The following is a 17035-nucleotide window of genomic DNA, read 5'->3' on the forward strand; positions in this document are numbered from 1 at the left end:
CCACCCGCCATTGCCTGGTCGGCGCGGGTCTAGCGCGACCGCCGCCAGTAGCGGCAGGTCCAGTCCACCTGGTGCAGCTCGTCCACGATGCCGTGCTCGGCGCGGAAGTCGTCGACGGCCTGCTTGCAGCCGCGTACCGCGTGGTAGTCGTCGATGATGACGTAACCCCCGACGGACAGCTTCGGGTAGAGCGAGCGCAGCGCCACCATCGTCGAGTCGTAGAGGTCCCCGTCGAGACGCATCACCGAGATCTGCTCCACCGGCGCGGTCGGCAGGGTGTCCGAGAACCAGCCCTTGAGGAACCGGACCTGGTCGTCGAGCAGCCCGTACCGCTCGAAGTTCGCCTTCACCTGCTCCAACGACACCGCCAGGAAGGGCACCTGCCAGAGCGCGTCCTCGACGTCCTCGACCCGGTGGGCAGCCGGCTTCGGCAGGCCGCGGAACGAGTCCGCGACCCACACCGTCCGGTCCCGGTCGCCGTAGGCGCGCAGCATCCCGCGCATGAAGATGACCGCCCCGCCCCGCCACACGCCGGTCTCGATCAGGTCACCGGGTACGCCCCGCTCCAACACGTCCTTGACGCATCGCTCCAGGTTGTCCAGCCGGCGCAGCCCGATCATGGTCTCGGCCTCCGGCGGCCAGTCCCGACCGGTGGCCCGCGCCTCTTCGTCGAAGGGGAACTGGAGCACCAGCTCCAGGCCCTTGCGTCGCAGCAGGTGCCGGCCCCGCTGGAGGATCCGCCCGTGCAGGGACCCCTGGCGCGGCTGGTAGGGCATCCACGTCTCGCGGAAGACGTACCGGGTCAGCGCCTTCTTGAGCAGGTCGCAGTAGAGGGCGCGGGGGTCGTCCAGCGACGGCCCGGACGTCTGTGTCGGTACCAACATCTCACTCATCGGCCTATCTCCTTGTCAGTGTCGTTCGTGGCCAGCTGGGCGGGCGGCCCGTCGCGGACGGGCCGCCGATAGTCGTCAGCCCCAGCGATCGGCGTCGCCGACGGATACCGCCCGCCGCAGGACGACCGGCCCGGTGGAGGGTTGTTCGGCACTCGACCGGCCGGCGGCCAGCAGTTCCTGCCCGAAGTGCGGCCAGCAATCCGTGAGGTTGGCCGTCGAGGCGTCCGGGGACGACTTCGGCGCCGCCGCCTCCGCCACCGGTGACCGCCAGGCCGACTCGGGCCGAGCCAACGGTCGACCGAGAACACCTCCCACGGCGGGAGCGCCGCCCCAGGCCGGAGCCGTGGGCTCGGGCTGGGCGGTGGCCGTCGGGACCTGCTCGGGCCGGTCCGGGACGTCCGTCACCCGCGGGTTCGGCTGGGTGATGGCATCCTCGATCCGGGTCGGCTCGGCCGACGCCTCGGCGGGCGGCGCCATCGTGCCCACCGGGGTGCGCTCGGCCGTCGTACTCTCGGCCGAATGACGCTCGACCGGGGCGCTCTCGGCCGGCTTGCGCTCGACGGACTTACGCTCGACAGTCGTGCCCTCGACGGTCCGGCCGGCCGGCTCACCAGAGCTGTTGCTCTGTCGGCGGTGCCGTCCGGGTGGCCCGGACTTGTCCTCGACCAGGGCGCTGACCAGCTCACGGATGACCGCGCCCTGAGCGCCCGCCTTCGTCGCCGGCAGCACCAGGGCGTCCTGGGCCGCGCCCGGCACCAGGGCCGGTTGCTCGCTGCTCGGCCGGTGGTCCGTACGGGACACCGCCCCGATCACCACGACACCGGCCAACGGAAGCCCGAGCTGTTGCACGAGCCGGGCCGCCCGGGTGCTGTCGTCCAGGTTCGTCCGGCCGGCGCGGACGACCAGCAGCACGCCGTCCGCGTGCTGGGCGAACGCCGAGATCTCCCGTCCGGCCAGGATCGGCGGCGCGTGGACGATCACGCAGTCCTCGTCCTCGCCCAGCGCGTTGAGCAGCCCACCCAGCTCGTGCAGGGCCTCCGTGTCGGCGCCCTCGCGGGGCTCGGCCGGCAGCACGGTCAGGGTGGGGAAGTCGACCAGGCGCACCGGCGGGCGCTTCTGGGTCAGCACCTGCTGCCAGGTGTGCGGCGCCTCCGGAAAGTGGCCCGACAGCACCGGGTCCCGTACCGCCCCGTCCACAAGCGTGGCCCGGCAGTGCTCGTCGGCCATGCCGAGACCGAGCAGGGCGGTCACCAACGCCTTGCCGTCGTCGTCGTGTGCGCTGGTGACCAGCAGCCGTCGACGGGGCAGGGGAGCGGTGAGCACACTGAGCGTCGAGATCGTGGCGCGTACCGCGTCGGCGACGTCGGTGCGGGCGTAGAGCGCGGCGGCGTGGTGGCGGGCGAATCGGCGCGGCAGCTTCGGCAGCACGCCGATCACCGGGAGGCCCAGGCGCGCCTCGATCTGGCCGATGTCGCGCAGCCGGCTGTCGAACCGGTCGCGCAGGATGGTCGCGCCCCAGCCGGCCAGCAGCCCGGCCAGTGCCCCGAGCACGCCGTTCAGCAGCGGCTTCGGGAAGGCCGGTCGTGCCGGCGGGCTGGCGGTGTCGAGAACCCGGGCGTTGATGCTTGTGGAGCCGCCCATGTCCAGCCGGCCCAGCTGTTGACTGACGGCGCGGGAGGCGGCGTTCGCGATCGCGGCGGCCTGCGTACCGGTGCCGGCGCTGGCGTGCACGGTGATGATCTGGAGACCGAGTTCGTACTCGCCGCTGACGTGCCCCAGTACCGCCCGTTCGGGCAGTTGCAGCGACCGTGCCGCCTCCAGCGCGACCTCCCGGGACCCGACCAGTCGGGCGATGGTGGGCGTGAGGTTCTGCGCGAGGGCCAGATCCACCGGTCGGTCCTCGTCGGTCTGCTCGGCGCTCACCAGCACCGAGGCCTCCGCCTCGTAGCGCGCCGGAAGGAGCTGGGTCACTCCCTGGGCGGCGGCCAGGCCCGCGCACAGGCCGAGCAGCGGTACGCCCACCCGGCGCCAGGAGGCACCGAGCAGACCTTTGACATCTATCGACGCGCTCATCAGGCGATCGCCTCTCTGGTTGGGTGCCCGGCCTCGGCGGGCGATGTGCGGAGGGACCGGGCCGGGGACCGCAGTCCCCGCCAGGTCGTGCAGAGGGTCTCGGCGATGCGGTCCCAGCCGAACTCGGCGCCGGCGCGGGCCAACCCCCGGTTGGCCAACTGGCCGGCGAGTGCCGGGTCGTCGCGCAGTCGCGCGAGGCGGGCGGCGAGCGCGGGCACGTCGCCGGCCGGGAAGACGAGACCGGCGTCGCCCACCACGTACGGGATTTCGCCGACGTCGCTGCCCACGACGGGTACGCCACAGGCCATCGCCTCGACCAGTACCCGGCCGAACTGCTCGCGCAGCGGAATGCCGATCCACGGCAGGGTGTTGCGCTGCACCACCTCGACCGACGGCATCGCCAACACGTCCATGTCGTTGAGCAGAGTGGGCAGCTCGGCGTGCCCGGCCCAGCCGTGCCGGTGCACCCGGCCCGGCCGGCGCGCGGCGGCCCGCGCGATCTCGTCGCCGAGGCTGCCGTCGCCGACCAGCGACACGTCGCAGTCGATCAGCTCGGCGGCGCGCAGCAGGTCGACCACGCCCTTGTGCGGCTCGAACCGCCCGACGAGCCCGACCGTGAACGGGCGCGCGGCCGGATCGGTGGGCAGTGGCCGGAACATCCGGGTGTCCACGCCGAGCGGCACGATGGTGGCCGGGCCCCGGTAACCCTTGACCCGCAGCACGTTCAGCGCCGCGGGCGTGATCGGGAAGGCGTGGTCGACGGACAGGTAGGACTGCCGCTCGATGCGGGGGAACGGCACCGGAAACCGGGTGACCACGTTCTGCGCGGCGTACAACGTGGTGGGCACCCCGGCCCAACAGCGTTGCCGCAGCCGCAGGGCCTGCCAGGTGGTCAGGTACGCGGCCTCGCCGATGACGTGCAGGATGTCCGGGCGGGCGGTGGTCACGTCGTGCTGGCCGGGCAGCCGGAACAGCACCGAGGCCATGTGCCCGGTCAACGACTCACCGAGCAGGTGCGGAACGACGTGGTACCGCAGCCGGTGGTGTCGGCGGGCCAGCCGGGCCAGTTCGCGTCGGGTCGCCGGGGACACGTCCGCGGCGAGCACGGTGAGCGTGACGTCCGGTTGTTCGCACAAAGCGTCGAACAGGTCCGTCCAGTGTTCGGTGCGCTTGCCGACGACCGTTGTCAGGACGTGCATCACGCTCCTCCTCTCGTTTCAGGTCGGGTGACCGCGATTCGGCCGACGCGGGTCCAGGCCCGCAGCCGGGCCGTCCCGGCTCGGGGTTGCAGGGGCATCCGCGCCCCGGCCAGTCCGATACCGATCAGCGCGCGCAGCAGCACCACGCCGCGTACGGCGCGCAGGGTGCCGGCTCGGTGGCGGGCGAAGTACCGCAGCATGCTGCGGTACAGGTGGGGCCAGATCCAGGCCGGGTCGGAGCTGCTCGCCCCGCCGGTGTGCACGGCGGTCACCGAGGGCACGTACAGCACCTCGGCGCCGCGCCGGGCCGCCTGGAGGCACAGCTCCTCGTCCTCGTAGTACAGGAAGTAGCCCTCGTCGAGGCCGCCGACCGCCACGAACAGCTCGCGACGCACCGCCAGGCAGGCACCGGAGAGCCAGTCCACCGCCACCGGTTGCGCTCCGCGCACACACGCGTCGTACGCGGCCCGGCGCTGCCGGCCACTGAGCAGCCGCCGTAGCGAGACCGGCACCAGCGCCCCACCGAACCGGCTGGCCAGCACCGTGACGAGGGATTCGAACCGGTGGGCGCTGATCGCGACCCGGCCGTGCGCGTCGATGAGCCGTGGTCCCGCGATGCCCACCGACGGTCGGTCGCGCAGAACCCGGACCAGTTCCGCCACCGTGCCGGGGGTGACCACGCAGTCCGGGTTGACCAGGAGCACCACGTCGGTGTCGACCCCGGCGGCGGCCCGGTTCACGGCGGTGGCGAACCCGCTGTTCGTGGGGCTGGCGAGGACCGTCACCTCCGGGAAGCGGCGCCGGACGAGGTCGACCGTGCCGTCGGTGGAGGCGTTGTCCACCAACCGCACCGGCACCTGCGCCTGCCGCAGCGCGGTCAGGGCGGCGACGATCTGTCGCTCCGAGTTGTGGGTGACCACCACGGCGGTGGCGTCGGCCACGCTCATGCCGGCACCTCCGTTCGGGCCAGGGCGCCGCGCGGCAGCGGCGGCCGGACGGGTCGCCGCAGCCGCGCTCCCTCGTGGTGTGCGGTGAGGAGGGTCAGCGCCGGCAGCAGGCCCAGCTCCCAGTGCCCGTCGGTCGGCGCCGCGAAGAGGGCGGCGGCCAGGAAACCGCAGGACAGCGCCGCGAACGGCAGGGCTATCCCGTCCCGACCGCGCAGGCCGACGCGGATGCTGCGCAGGATCGGCCAGAGAACCAGCAGGAGCCCGACCAGCCCGAGGTTGGCCAGCACGGTGACGTAGAAGGCGTGGTACACCGGCCCGACGTCGGTGAACGTGAACCCGGACAGGTAGATGTCCGGCGTGGTCTGCCCGAGGCCGGCCCCGACCAGCGGCTGGTCGGCGAAGACGCCCAGGCCCACCTCGGACTCCACCCCGCGGTAACCGGCGGACTGCTCGAACCCCTTGGTGATCTCGCCGGCCCGCTCCCGTACCCCCGGTTGCAGGGCGAGGATCGCCGCCACCGCGACCGCGACTGCGGCGGTGGCGGCCAGGCCGGTCCGGACCGTGCGACCGCCGCGAACGAGCATGATCAGCGCGGTCAGCGCGGCGGCGAGCCAGATCCCCCGGTACGACGCGAGGAGCACGTCGACGGCGAAGAACCCGCCGAGCAGGAGGGCGCCCGCTCGACGCCAGCCCCGCACCCGGCCGGCGATCCAGATCAGCGCGGGAATGGCCATCAGGGTGATGAGCCCGCCGTGCCGCCCCGGCGCCGCGACCGAGATGGCGGTGAAGATCCCCGCCAGCACCACGTACAGGATGCCGGCGGCCAGGATCCGACGGGTCGTGGTGAGGGTGTACGTGGCGACGAAGAAGTACACCGGGATCGTGGCCACCTGGTACGCGGCGACCAGCACCTCCGCCGGGAGGTTGCCGACGGCCAGCCCGTAGGTGGCCGCCACCACGGTCAACCCGACCAGGAGCAGCATCCCCACGTCGGCGACGGTGCGTCGGCCGCTCGTCTCCACCCCCAACCAGTGGCGCACGGCCAGCGCGGCGCCGCCAGCGGCGAGCAGCAGGACCTTCACCGCGATGTAGCCGCGCACGTCACCGCCGCTGAGCAGGGCGCCGACCACGGCCCCGCCGATGACGCCGACGGGCAGCACGGCCCAGGGCCAGAGCAGAAACGCACCGAAACACAGCACTCCGATGGCGGCGGCCAGGCCGACCGGTCCGGGTAGCAGGGTGACCACGGTGACCACACCGCCCAGCGCGGCGCCGGCGAGCACCACACCGGGCGCGACGATCGGCACTCTCATCGCGGCAACCCCGCCAACAGGGAACGCAGCTGGACGCCCCGTACCGACCAGCTGTTGCGGGTGGCGACCTGCCGGCGTCGGGCGGCGTCGTCCGGCGCGCTCGCGCGCTCCAGCGCGTCGGCCAGCGCCGCGGCGAAGCTCGGCGGGTCGGCGGCGAGGGCGATGGTGTCGGACAGCCCGAGAAGCGCCGGCAGCGGTGTCGCGACGACGGGCTTGCCGAGGGCCAGGTACTCGTAGCACTTCTTCGGGTGCACGTAGTCGATCAGCCCGCCCACCCGGTAGGGAATGATGGTGACGTCGCAGGCGCGCAGGATGCGCGGGACGTCCGCGAAGCCGACGGCGTCGACCAGCTCCACGTTGGACAGCCCGGTGAGCGGGGCGCGGCCGGCCCGGGTGGACGGACCGATCAGCACGAACGTCCACTCGGGGTGGGCCCGCGCCACCGCGGCGACCAGATCCGCGTCGAACGCCCGGGTGTCGACCGCCCCGCTGTAGCCGATCAGTGGTCGGCGTAGGCCCAGCAACCAGGGCGCGACCGGGCCGTCCGGTGAGAAGCGGTCCGGGTCGCAGCCGTTGGCCAGCACCACCGGTGCCGGGTCGGAGGCGGGCATCCGCTCCGGTAGCGCGGTGGAGGAGGCGAGGACGAGGTCGGCGGCGCCGACGGCGGAGCGCAGCGCACGGCGCAGGTGCCAACGGTTCCAGGGTCGGGTGAACGTCCAGTCCAGGTCGGTGGCGTCGTAGACGACTGCGGACGCGTCCAGCCGGGCGGCGACCGGCGCGGCCAGGTCCTCGTCCAGCCACAGCAGTCGTACGGACGCCGCCCGCCGCCGGAACCACCGGCGCAGCACGCGCGCGGCGAGCCAGCGGTTGGCACGGTTGACCGGGGGCAGGTGCCGGCCGAACGGCAGCAGCGCTGGCCCGGCACACTGCCACAGACCGTCGGCCACCTGCCGGATCTGCACCCGCCAGCGCGGGAGGTGCCCGGCCGGGTCGACGAAGAGCACCCGGTGGTCGACGGTCAGCTCGCGGGCCAGCGCGTGCTGCCGGTGGGCGCCGTTCGCCCACGGTGTGCCGCTGAAGATGACCACCCAGTCGCTGTCGTCGGCGGGCGGGACGACCGTTGCGGCCGCCGGTTGCCGAGTCGTCTGCTCAGCCACGGCCCGACCACTCCATCGGCCGTGCCGTTCCGGCGGGCAGGACCTCGTCCTCGCCGAGGCGGCCGAGCACCGGGCGGGCGCGCTCGTCGTCGAGTCGTAGCAGGCGGGCGCCGGCGTGCCGGTCCAGAAAGCCCCGCAACGCGCCGGCCGCGATCCGCCGGTTGATCCAGTTGACCAGCGGTACCGAGTCACCCAACGGCAGCGCGGTCGGTGCGACGGCGTGCCAGGCCGCCGAGCCGATCGGCGTCACCTCGCACCGCCAGCGCGGTTGGCGTCCCGGCGGGTCGACGACGAGCAACCGTTGCCCGGGTGCCAGCTGCCCCAGCACCGCCGAATGCCCGTCGACGGACCATCGGGTTCGGCTGAACAGGACCACCCAGTCGCGGGTGTCACCGTCGGGCAGCGGGCCGACGTCGCCGCGCAGCGCGGCGAGCAGGTCGCCCAGGCCCAGCTGTACGGATCGACCGAAGAGCCGCTTGACCAGGTGGTCGGCGAGCAGCGCGGCCCGGAACACCGGCAACCGGTACCGGGGCTGGGTCATCCGCAGATATCCGACCAGGCTGCCCAGCAGGTGTCGGAAGCGGATGGTCGGCCCGAGCAGCCGGCAGGACGCGCCCCGGCCGTGCGTCACCACCGCGTCCGGGAGCATCCACAGCTCGTGCCCGGCCTGGTCGAGCTGCCGCGCGAGGACCGCGTCGTTCCAGTAGACGGGGAACGTCTCGTCGAAGATGGTCTGCTGTCCGAGCACCTCGCGGCGCAGCAGCATGCAGCTGCCCGAGGCGAGTCGCCGGGGACGGCTGAAGTCCTCGCCCCGCATCTGGAACCGGTGCAGCGCCTGGCGGAACCCGGGCAGTCGGCGCAGCGCGGTCACCAGGGCGATGGTGGCGGTGAAGCTGGGCTGTTGGACGTAGTGCTGCTGGAAGCTGCCGTCCGGGTTGAGGTAGAGCGGGCTGACCCCGGCCACGTCCGGCCGCTCCCGCAGGTGGTCGACCATCCGGGACAGCGCGCCCGAGTGGAACCGGATGTCGCTGTTGAGCAGCAGGATCAGCCGCCCGTTCGCCCGGCGGTACGCCTGGTTCACGGCGGCGGCGAACCCGGTGTTGTGGTTGTTGCGGATCAGTCGGACCCGGGGTTGGTCGGCGAGCAGGTCGGCCGAGCCGTCGGACGAGCCGTTGTCGACGGCCACCACCTCGTAGTCCAGCTCGGGGTCGACGGTCGCCGCCAGCGACTCCAGGCACTGCCGGGTCTGCTCGCGGGTGTTCCAGCTGACCAGCAGCACCGACAGCAACGGAGCGCCCATCACGACACCGCCCGGTCGTCGCGGCGGGCGAAGATCCGCAGCAGGTCGCCGAGCTGTGGGTGCGTCACCCGGGGCGAGCGGCTGGCGGCGACATCGGCGACCAGCAGGTTGCGCGCGTTGCGCAGTCGCGCCGCCGGTTGCCAGTAGAAGCGGGAGAAGACCGTGTCGTGGGAGATCACCCGGAACCCGGACTCCACCAGCATCCGGCTCAGCGTGTCCGGCGTGAAGTGCCAGCGGTGGTACGCGGGAGCGATCGCGGGCCAGTCGGTGCCGAGTCGGTGGGCGGCGGCCGAGGCGATGTTGGGTACCTCGAGGGCGAGCCAACCGTTGGGGGTGAGGGCGGTGTGGGCGGCGCGGAGGAAGGCGCGGGGGTCTTCGACGTGTTCGAGGACGTGGAAGGCGCAGACGACGTCGGCGGTGAGGGTGGGTGCGATGGTTTCGAAGTAGCCCTGGCGTACGGGCATGTGCAGGTGGTCGCGGGCGAAGCTGGCGGCGGCGTGGCTGACCTCGATGCCGCTGACGTCGATGCCGGCCTGGTGGGCGGCTTCGAGGAAGTAGCCCCCGGCACAGCCGGCTTCGAGCAGGACGGTGGGACGGACGCCGGACAGCAGCCAGCGCAGCCGCCGGCTCGCCTCGAACCGGCGCTGACCGGCGGAGGCGAAGTAGTCCTGGTACCCGTCCGTCGTGTAGTACGCCTCGTCGTAGAGGTCCTCCGGGGCCGGGGCGGTGCCGGCGGTCCAGACGAAACCGCAGTCCGGGCAGCTCCACAGCAGGTCGCCGAGGGTCGGCGAGTGCCCACCGGCGCGGCCGCAGAGCTGGCAGCGGACCAGCTCGATCCCATCGAGTTTCATCAGGTACTCCGTCTGGTTCGTGGCGCCCGGGCGATCACCCGGAGTAGGTCGCCGAGGCGTGGGTGGGTCAGCCGCGGTGAGCGGAGCCCGACCACGTCGGCGGGGAGCAGGTGTCGTGCGTGCCGCAGTCGGTAGGCCAGCGGCATGTAGTAGCGGAAGACCGTGGTGTCCTGCCGGACCACCTCGAAGCCGAGGTCGGTCACCAGCCGGACCAGGGTGTCGGGGGTGAAGTGCCAACGGTGGTAGCGCGGTTGCAGGCCCGGCCAGTCGGCACCGAGTCGGTGGGCGGCGGCGGAGGCGATGTTGGGCACTTCGAGGACGAGCCAGCCGCCGGGGGTGAGGGCGGTGTGGGCGGCGTGCAGGAAGGCGCGGGGGTCTTCGACGTGTTCGAGGACGTGGAAGGCGCAGACGACGTCGGCGGTGAGGGTGGGTGCGATGGTTTCGAAGTAGCCCTGGCGTACGGGCATGTGCAGGTGGTCGCGGGCGAAGCTGGCGGCGGCGTGGCTGACCTCGATGCCGCTGGCGGTGATGCCAGCGCGGTGCGCCGCTTCGAGGAAGTAACCACCGGCGGGACCGGCTTCGAGCAGCACGGTGGGGCGGACGGTGGAGAGCAGCCAGCGCAGCCGGCGCCGTGCCTCGAACCGGCGTGGCGCGGCCCGGAAGTAGTCGTCGTAGCCGCCGTCGGTGAAGTAGTCCTCGTCGTAGCGCCCGTCCTCGGCGGCCTGCTCCTGCGCGGTCCAGCTGAAGCCGCAGCCTTCGCACCGGCGCAGCAGCCCGCCGAGTCGGGGCAGGTGGGCCTGCCGTGGCCCACACAGCACGCACCGCGCGGTGCGGTGGTCGACGCTCATCGCGGACCGCCCGTGCTCGGCGACAGCACGGCCGTCGGTGCCCGCAGCAGCCGGTGCAGCCGTATCCGGTCGCTCGCGCCGACGTGTCCGCCGGCGACCAGCAGCGTGCCGGCGACGAGCAGGGTCAGACCCGCCCGGGTGGACACCGCGAGGGCGGCGTCGAGTCGTCCCGGGCCGTCCGGCAGGTACTGGCTGGCCGCCGCGGTGACCAACCCGGCCGCGACGGCCGCGGCGAGCGGCGGCCAGATCACCCGCGCCAGCGGGGCCAGCGGCCGGGCCGTGGCGGTGTGGAAGTAGACCAGGAAGTACCCGGTGCTGAGCACCACCGCCAGCGCGGTCGACAGCGGTACGCCGAGCGGCCCGCACAGCAGCAGCATCGGCACGGTGAGGGCCAGGTTGAGGACGACGGAGAGCAGCACGTACCGCGTCTCCAACCCGGGCCGGCCCTCGGCGCGAGCGGCGATCGTCGCCGCCCCGCTGATCAGGTTGAGGGCGTACGCGGGCGCCAGGATCATGATGTTCGCCGCGGCCCAGGGGACCTGGTGACCCAGCCACAGCCGGACCAGCGGGTCGGCGCCGACCATCAGGGCCGCGGTGGCCGGGGCGAGGAACAGCGCGAGGTACCGGGTGGCGGCCAGGTAGAACCGGTCCAGCCAGCCGGTTCCCAGGGTCACCGTGCGGGCGACCGCCGCGGGGAACAGCACGATGAGGGCGAAACCCGGGGGGAGGCGGAGCAGGTTGAGCAGGCGACCGCCCAGGTCGAAGCCGCCGGCCACGGCGGGGCCGAAGGCGCCACCGAGGACGAGGCGGTCGAGCTCCACGTTGACCATGCCGGCGCCACTGGAGACCTGCACGCGCAGGCCGTAGCCGCCAATCCGGCGGATCTCGGCCAGGTCCGTCCGCCCCCATCGTGGGGACAGGTCCGGGCACTGGCGGTGGGTCGTCGCGGCCAGCAGGAGGGTGCGGATCGCCCCGGTCGCGGCGGCCGAGGCGGCCAACGCCACCAGGCCACCGCCGAGGCGTACCACCAGGATGGTGAGGATGGCCGCGAGGATCGCGGTGCCGGCGCTGATCGCGGCGAGCGACCCGTACCGTTGGCCGCCTTCGAGCACGGCCCGCCACGGCAGCTCCACGGCACCGGCCACCAGGCCGACGACCAGCCAGAGGGTGGCCTGCCACGCCTCGTCGGCCAGGTCACCGAGGCGCAGCAGCCCGACGAGCCACGGCCAACAGGCACCGAGCACTCCCAGGGTGAGAAGGCCCAGCAGCACGGCCCAGCCCAGCCCCAGCCCGAGCAGTCGGCGCACCACGTCCCGGTCGGCCGCGTTCTCGGCCCGGGCCACCTCGCGTACCAGTGCGGAGCCGAGTCCGAGGTCGATCAGCGCGGCCATCGCCAGCAGGCCGGCGAGCACGACCCAGATCCCGAACTCCCGCGGTCCGAGCCGCTGGTAGACGACCGGGACCGAGACCAGCCCGGACACCGCCATGACCACCCGCGCGGCCAGCATGCTGGCCGTGTTGCGGGTGACCCGGGTTTCGACCGCGTGGGCCGTACTAGCCACGGGGGAACCCCCGGAACAGCTCGACGACGGTCAGTAGCAACAGGGTCAGATCGACACGCATCGAACGGCAGTTGAGGTAGAGCAGGTCACACCGGAGCTTGTCCTCGACGGTGGCCGCGTATCCGCCGGTGAGCTGCGCGATGCCGGTCAGCCCCGGCCGGATCAGGTGCCGCAGGTCGTAGTCGGGCAGCCGGTCGAAGCCGGCGATGAACTCCGGCCGTTCCGGGCGAGGCCCGACGAGGCTCATCTCGCCGCGCAACACGTTCCAGAGTTGGGGCAACTCGTCCAGCCGGGACCGTCGTAGCCAGCGCCCCAGTCGGGTGACCCGGACGTCGTCCGGAAGGGCCAGGACCGGGCCGGTGGCCTGCTCGGCGCCGACCCGCATGGTCCGGAACTTGACCACCCGGAACGGCCGGCCACCCGCGCCGACGCGTTGCTGGAGGTAGAACGGTGGGCCGGTGACCGACACGACGGCGGCGACCACCGCGATCAGCGGGATCACCACGACCGCACTGAGCAGGATCACGCTGAGGTCGAAGAGCCGCTTCAGCCGCTCGCCACGGGGGCGGCCGGTGCCGCCCGATCCCAGCCGGATCCAGGGCAGCCCACCGAAGCGCGCCATCGCGGGTGCCCGCAGCAGCCCGTAGACGGGTCGGGCCAGCACCATGATCTCGACGCCGGCACTCAGGCAACTGGTGATGATGCGGTCGTCGATGCTCTCCAGGGAGTGCTTGAGCAACAGGAGTCGAGGGCGGACGCGGGCCAGCACCCTCGCGAACTCCTCGGCGCAGGTCGGCACCGGGAGTCGGACGGCGACGTCGAACTCCTCGTCGAGGCGGTCGGGCGTGGTGGCCGCGTCGTTCGCCTCGAGCACCACCACGCGGGTCCGCCGTCGGTGCTGGTCGGGTCGGGTGGTCTGCTCGTGGCGGGCGAACAACTCCTGGAGCTGCAGCGGGATCTCCGGGCGTTGTGGCGCTTCGGAGTGCGGTGCGGTGGCGGGGTCGTGCGGGGTCGCGCTGTCGTTGCCCGGCACCGGAGTCGAGTCCGCGGTCACGGGTCCCGGGGTCTTTCTCAACGCGCCGACCTCCTTCTCCGTCAGGTGCTTCGAGGGCATGCGGGCGAGCACCCCGGGAGTAAGCTACTAGTCACAAATGCCCCAATAGTCCCGGATAGGTAAAAACGGGACGTCTCGCGCCGAACCTCGCATATCCGACTCGTGCGTTGGATGAAACATCCGTTTAAGGGGTATTTGGTGGGTTACGGTCGTGCCCGGTCGTCCGGTGCCCGCTGAGGGCCGACAGCCCCGTCGTACCAAGGAGTTCCACATGGACCTGCCAGTTGTTGCCGTCGGTGTCGACCCGCCGACGGACCTGATTCCCGGGCGCGTGCTCGTGACCGGGGGCGCCGGCTTCATCGGCAGCCACGTGGTCGCCCGGCTGATGCTGATGGGCAGCCAGGTCCGGGTGCTCGACAACTTCTCCACCGGCCGGATCGAGAACCTGGCCGACGCCGCGTACGGCGGGCTGACCGAGGCGGACGTCGTGTCGGGTGACATCCGTACGCCGGAGGGTGTCGAGGTCATCCACCAGTGGCAGCCGGACGTGGTGGTGCACCTCGCCGCACAGCCGAGCGTTCCCGCGGCCCGTCGTTCACCCCTGTACGACGCCGACGTGAACGTGTTCGGCACCGTCAACGTGCTGGACGCCTGCGCCCGCGGCGGCGTACGGCTGGTGATCAACGCGTCCAGCAGCGCCATCTTCGGCAGCGTCGCCGCGCACGACCTGCCGGTCCGGGAGGACCATCCGATCGCTCCGGTGAGCCCGTACGGCGTCAGCAAGGCCGCCGGCGTGCACTACCTCGACTGGTACGGGCGTCAGCACGGCCTGTCGTACACCTCGATGGTGTTCGGCAATGTCTACGGGCCCCGGCAGGAGGGCAGCGACTGCGGCGTGGTGTCCCTGATGGCCGACGCGCTGCTCGGGGGTCGGCAGGTGGTGATCTACGACGACGGTACGCAGACCCGGGACTTCATTCACGTCAGCGACGTCGCCGAGGCGATCGCCGTCGCCTGTCACCAACCCGGGGTGGGTATGGTCAACATCGCGTCGGGTCGGCAGACGAGTGTGAACGAGGTGTACGACACGGTCCGGGAGGCGTCCGGCGTCGGCAACGCGGCCCGCTACGAGCCGCTGCCCTGGCCGGGGGAGGTGCGCAACATGGCGCTGGACACCAGGAAGGCGCGCGATTTGCTCGGCTGGTACCCCAAGATCGGCTTCACCGAGGGCGTACGGATGACGGTGCGCGACGCCCGACGCCGCCAGGCCGGCAGCCAGATCCTGTCGCCGGTGCGGGCGCTGGAGCGGGCCATCAGCCACTGACGGGCTAGCGCGTAATTCCCGTCATCTGATTGGTAATTTCATCGATCAGTCTAACTCTTGCGGGTCGGCATCCACTGCTGCCACGATGGCCGTCAATGCCTTCCGTCCCGAAGGAGTGGTCGTCATGGCGGTCTCCCGCCGCAGGTTCGTCACATCGGTGCTGGCCGGGTCCGCCCTCGCCACCGCCTCCACCACCGAGCTGCTCACCAGCATGTCCAGCCCCGCGCAGGCCGCCAGTCCCCCCGGGGACGTGGTCGGCAAGGTGACGGTCGGCTACCAGGGCTGGTTCAGCGCACCCGGCGACGGGGCGCCGATCGGCGGATGGTGGCACTGGAGCCGCGACCGGTTCCAGCCGCCGTCACCCGCCAACACCACGATCGTGTCCTGGCCGGACATGCGCGAGTACACGCGCACCTACCCCACCGCGTACCCCAACCTGGGCAACGGCCAGCCGGCCACCCTCTTCTCCTCGTACGACCAGCAGACTGTGGACACCCACTTCCGCTGGATGCAGGAGAACGGCTGCGACACCGCCGCGCTGCAACGGTTCAACCCGATGGGCGACGAGGGCCCGACCCGCGACGCGATGACCCAGAAGGTCCGCTCCGCCGCCGAACGCTACAGCCGCAAGTTCTACATCATGTACGACGTCACCGACTGGCTGACCTTCCAATCGGAGATCAAGACCGACTGGACGACGAAGATGGCGGCGCACACCGCGTCCTCCGCGTACGCCCGGCAGAACGGCAAACCGGTCGTCTGCATCTGGGGCTTCGGCTTCAGCGAGCCCAGCCGACCCTTCACCCCGGGCCCCTGCCTGGAGGTCATCAACTGGTTCAAGGCCCAGGGCTGCTACGTCATCGGCGGCGTGCCCACCTGGTGGCGGCAGGGCATCGAGGACTCCCGCCCCGGCTTCCTCGACGTCTACCACGCGTTCAACGCGATCTCGCCCTGGATGGTCTACCGGGCCAGGACCGTGGAGGAGCTGGACTCGTACTACAACAACGTCAACGTCGGCGACATGGCCGACTGCGCGGCGCGCGGCATCGACTACCTGCCCTGCGTGATGCCCGGCGACCTCGCCGGGGGGCACCGCAAGCACGGCGACTTCTACTGGCGGCACATCTACAACATGGTCCGGCTCGGCTCCCAGGGCCTGTACGTGTCCATGTTCGACGAGTACAACGAGGGCAACCAGATCGCCAAGACGTCCGAGACCCAGGCCACCACCCCGGCCGGGGCGAACATCCGGGCCCTGGACGAGGACGGCGTGGCCTGCTCCTCCGACTACTACCTGCGGATCACCGCCGACGGCGGCCGGATGCTCAAGGGCCAACTCGCGCTCACCGCGGTACGCCCCACACCGCCGATGGTCGGCACCCCGCCACCGGCCACCGGGAACCTGGCCGCCGGCCGACCCACCTCGGCGAGCAGCCAGGGCGGCGGGTTCCCGGCGTCGAACGCGGTGGACTCGAACGCCAGTAGTTACTGGGAGAGCGGCGGCGGCTCCTTCCCGCACTGGTGGCAGGTCGACCTCGGCGCCAGCCACCAGGTCAACAAGCTCGTGGTGCGGCTGCCCGCCGGCTGGGGAGCGCGCACCCAGACCATCACCGTGCAGGGCAGCGTCGACGGCAGTTCCTTCGCCACCATCGCCGGGGCGTCCGCGTTCGCCTTCGACCCGGCCACCGGCAACACCGTCACCCGCACGCTGACGACCACCACAGCCCGCTACGTCCGTCTCAGCATCAGCGGCAACACCGGCTGGGCGGCCGCCCAACTCGCCCAGGTCGAGGTGTACGCCGGGAGCACCGTCCCGGACAACCCGCCGACCACGCCGAGCGGCCTCACGGTCACCGGCAAGACCTCGACGAGCGTGTCCCTGGCGTGGACGGCCTCCACCGACGACACCGGGGTGACCGGCTACCAGGTGCGTCAGGGCGGCACGGTGGTCGCCACCGTCACGGGCACCACGGCGACGGTGAGCGGGCTCAGCCCGTCCACCGCGTACACCTTCACCGTCACCGCCCGAGACGCGGCCGGCAACACCTCGGCCGCGTCCACCGCGGTCACCGTCACCACGGACGCCGCGGCCAACGCGGACCTCGCCCGGGGCCGATCCACCACGGCGAGCAGTCAGGTCCAGAGCTACGCATCGGGCAACGTGGTGGACGGTGACGCGAACAGCTACTGGGAGAGCGCCAACAACGCGTTCCCGCAGTGGGTGCAGGTCGACCTGGGCGCGACGCGCACGGTCGGGCGGGTGGTGCTGAAGCTGCCCCCGGCCACCGCCTGGGCCACCCGGACGCAGACCCTCTCCGTGCAGGGCAGCACCGACGGGGGGAGCTTCAACACGCTTGTCGGGTCGGCGGGGCGGACCTTCAACCCGGCCAGCGGTAACCAGGTGACGCTCACCTTCACCGCCGCGCAGACGCGTTACGTGCGGATCTCCGTCACCGGCAACACCGGCTGGCCGGCCGGGCAACTGTCGACGCTGGAGGTCTACGCCAGCTGATT

General features: G+C 72.2%; 13 protein-coding genes. 2 read left to right on the top strand and 11 right to left on the bottom strand.

Annotated elements, in window-relative coordinates:
- Window positions 1-29: 29 nt before the first annotated feature.
- From ACFYL6_RS01370 to ACFYL6_RS01420, 11 genes are all read right to left on the bottom strand, one after another.
- The gene (locus ACFYL6_RS01370; RefSeq protein ID WP_387165976.1) at window positions 30-893 is read right to left on the bottom strand and encodes a TylF/MycF family methyltransferase; all 864 of its coding nucleotides are present in this window, start codon (window positions 891-893) and stop codon (window positions 30-32) included.
- Window positions 894-968: 75 nt separating this feature from the next.
- Window positions 969-2966 (bottom strand): hypothetical protein, encoded by a 1998-nt coding sequence (locus ACFYL6_RS01375; RefSeq protein WP_387165978.1) that lies wholly within the window; start codon window positions 2964-2966, stop codon window positions 969-971.
- On the bottom strand, window positions 2966-4165 hold the full coding sequence (locus tag ACFYL6_RS01380; RefSeq protein WP_387165980.1) for a glycosyltransferase family 4 protein: 1200 nt from the start codon (window positions 4163-4165) through the stop codon (window positions 2966-2968). Before ACFYL6_RS01380 ends, ACFYL6_RS01375 begins: the two co-directional genes overlap by 1 nt.
- The gene (locus ACFYL6_RS01385) at window positions 4165-5112 is read right to left on the bottom strand and encodes a glycosyltransferase family 2 protein (RefSeq protein WP_387165982.1); all 948 of its coding nucleotides are present in this window, start codon (window positions 5110-5112) and stop codon (window positions 4165-4167) included. Before ACFYL6_RS01385 ends, ACFYL6_RS01380 begins: the two co-directional genes overlap by 1 nt.
- Window positions 5109-6425: an O-antigen ligase family protein gene (locus tag ACFYL6_RS01390; protein WP_387165984.1), complete on the bottom strand. Its 1317-nt coding sequence runs from the start codon at window positions 6423-6425 to the stop codon at window positions 5109-5111. The genes ACFYL6_RS01385 and ACFYL6_RS01390 overlap by 4 nt, the downstream gene beginning before the upstream one ends.
- Window positions 6422-7582: a glycosyltransferase gene (locus ACFYL6_RS01395; protein WP_387165986.1), complete on the bottom strand. Its 1161-nt coding sequence runs from the start codon at window positions 7580-7582 to the stop codon at window positions 6422-6424. Before ACFYL6_RS01395 ends, ACFYL6_RS01390 begins: the two co-directional genes overlap by 4 nt.
- A complete protein-coding gene (locus ACFYL6_RS01400; protein WP_387165988.1) occupies window positions 7575-8882 on the bottom strand; it encodes a glycosyltransferase family 2 protein in 1308 nt (435 codons plus the stop codon). Before ACFYL6_RS01400 ends, ACFYL6_RS01395 begins: the two co-directional genes overlap by 8 nt.
- Window positions 8882-9733 (bottom strand): class I SAM-dependent methyltransferase, encoded by an 852-nt coding sequence (locus ACFYL6_RS01405; RefSeq protein WP_387165990.1) that lies wholly within the window; start codon window positions 9731-9733, stop codon window positions 8882-8884. The genes ACFYL6_RS01400 and ACFYL6_RS01405 overlap by 1 nt, the downstream gene beginning before the upstream one ends.
- The gene (locus ACFYL6_RS01410) at window positions 9733-10581 is read right to left on the bottom strand and encodes a class I SAM-dependent methyltransferase (RefSeq protein WP_387165992.1); all 849 of its coding nucleotides are present in this window, start codon (window positions 10579-10581) and stop codon (window positions 9733-9735) included. The genes ACFYL6_RS01405 and ACFYL6_RS01410 overlap by 1 nt, the downstream gene beginning before the upstream one ends.
- Window positions 10578-12143, bottom strand: a complete 1566-nt coding sequence (locus tag ACFYL6_RS01415) for a lipopolysaccharide biosynthesis protein (protein WP_387165994.1) — start codon at window positions 12141-12143, stop codon at window positions 10578-10580. The genes ACFYL6_RS01410 and ACFYL6_RS01415 overlap by 4 nt, the downstream gene beginning before the upstream one ends.
- The gene (locus ACFYL6_RS01420; protein ID WP_387165996.1) at window positions 12136-13257 is read right to left on the bottom strand and encodes a sugar transferase; all 1122 of its coding nucleotides are present in this window, start codon (window positions 13255-13257) and stop codon (window positions 12136-12138) included. Before ACFYL6_RS01420 ends, ACFYL6_RS01415 begins: the two co-directional genes overlap by 8 nt.
- 211 nt (window positions 13258-13468) lie before the next feature.
- Between ACFYL6_RS01420 and ACFYL6_RS01425 the strand changes: the two genes are divergently transcribed.
- On the top strand, window positions 13469-14521 hold the full coding sequence (locus tag ACFYL6_RS01425) for a GDP-mannose 4,6-dehydratase (RefSeq protein WP_387165998.1): 1053 nt from the start codon (window positions 13469-13471) through the stop codon (window positions 14519-14521).
- Between the two features lie 124 nt (window positions 14522-14645).
- Complete coding sequence (locus ACFYL6_RS01430) at window positions 14646-17033, top strand: discoidin domain-containing protein (protein ID WP_387166000.1); 2388 nt, start codon at window positions 14646-14648, stop codon at window positions 17031-17033.
- Window positions 17034-17035: the final 2 nt, after the last annotated feature.

This window comes from Micromonospora sp. NPDC007208 (assembly GCF_042869175.1).
Taxonomy (GTDB): Bacteria; Actinomycetota; Actinomycetes; order Mycobacteriales; family Micromonosporaceae; genus Micromonospora; species Micromonospora foliorum.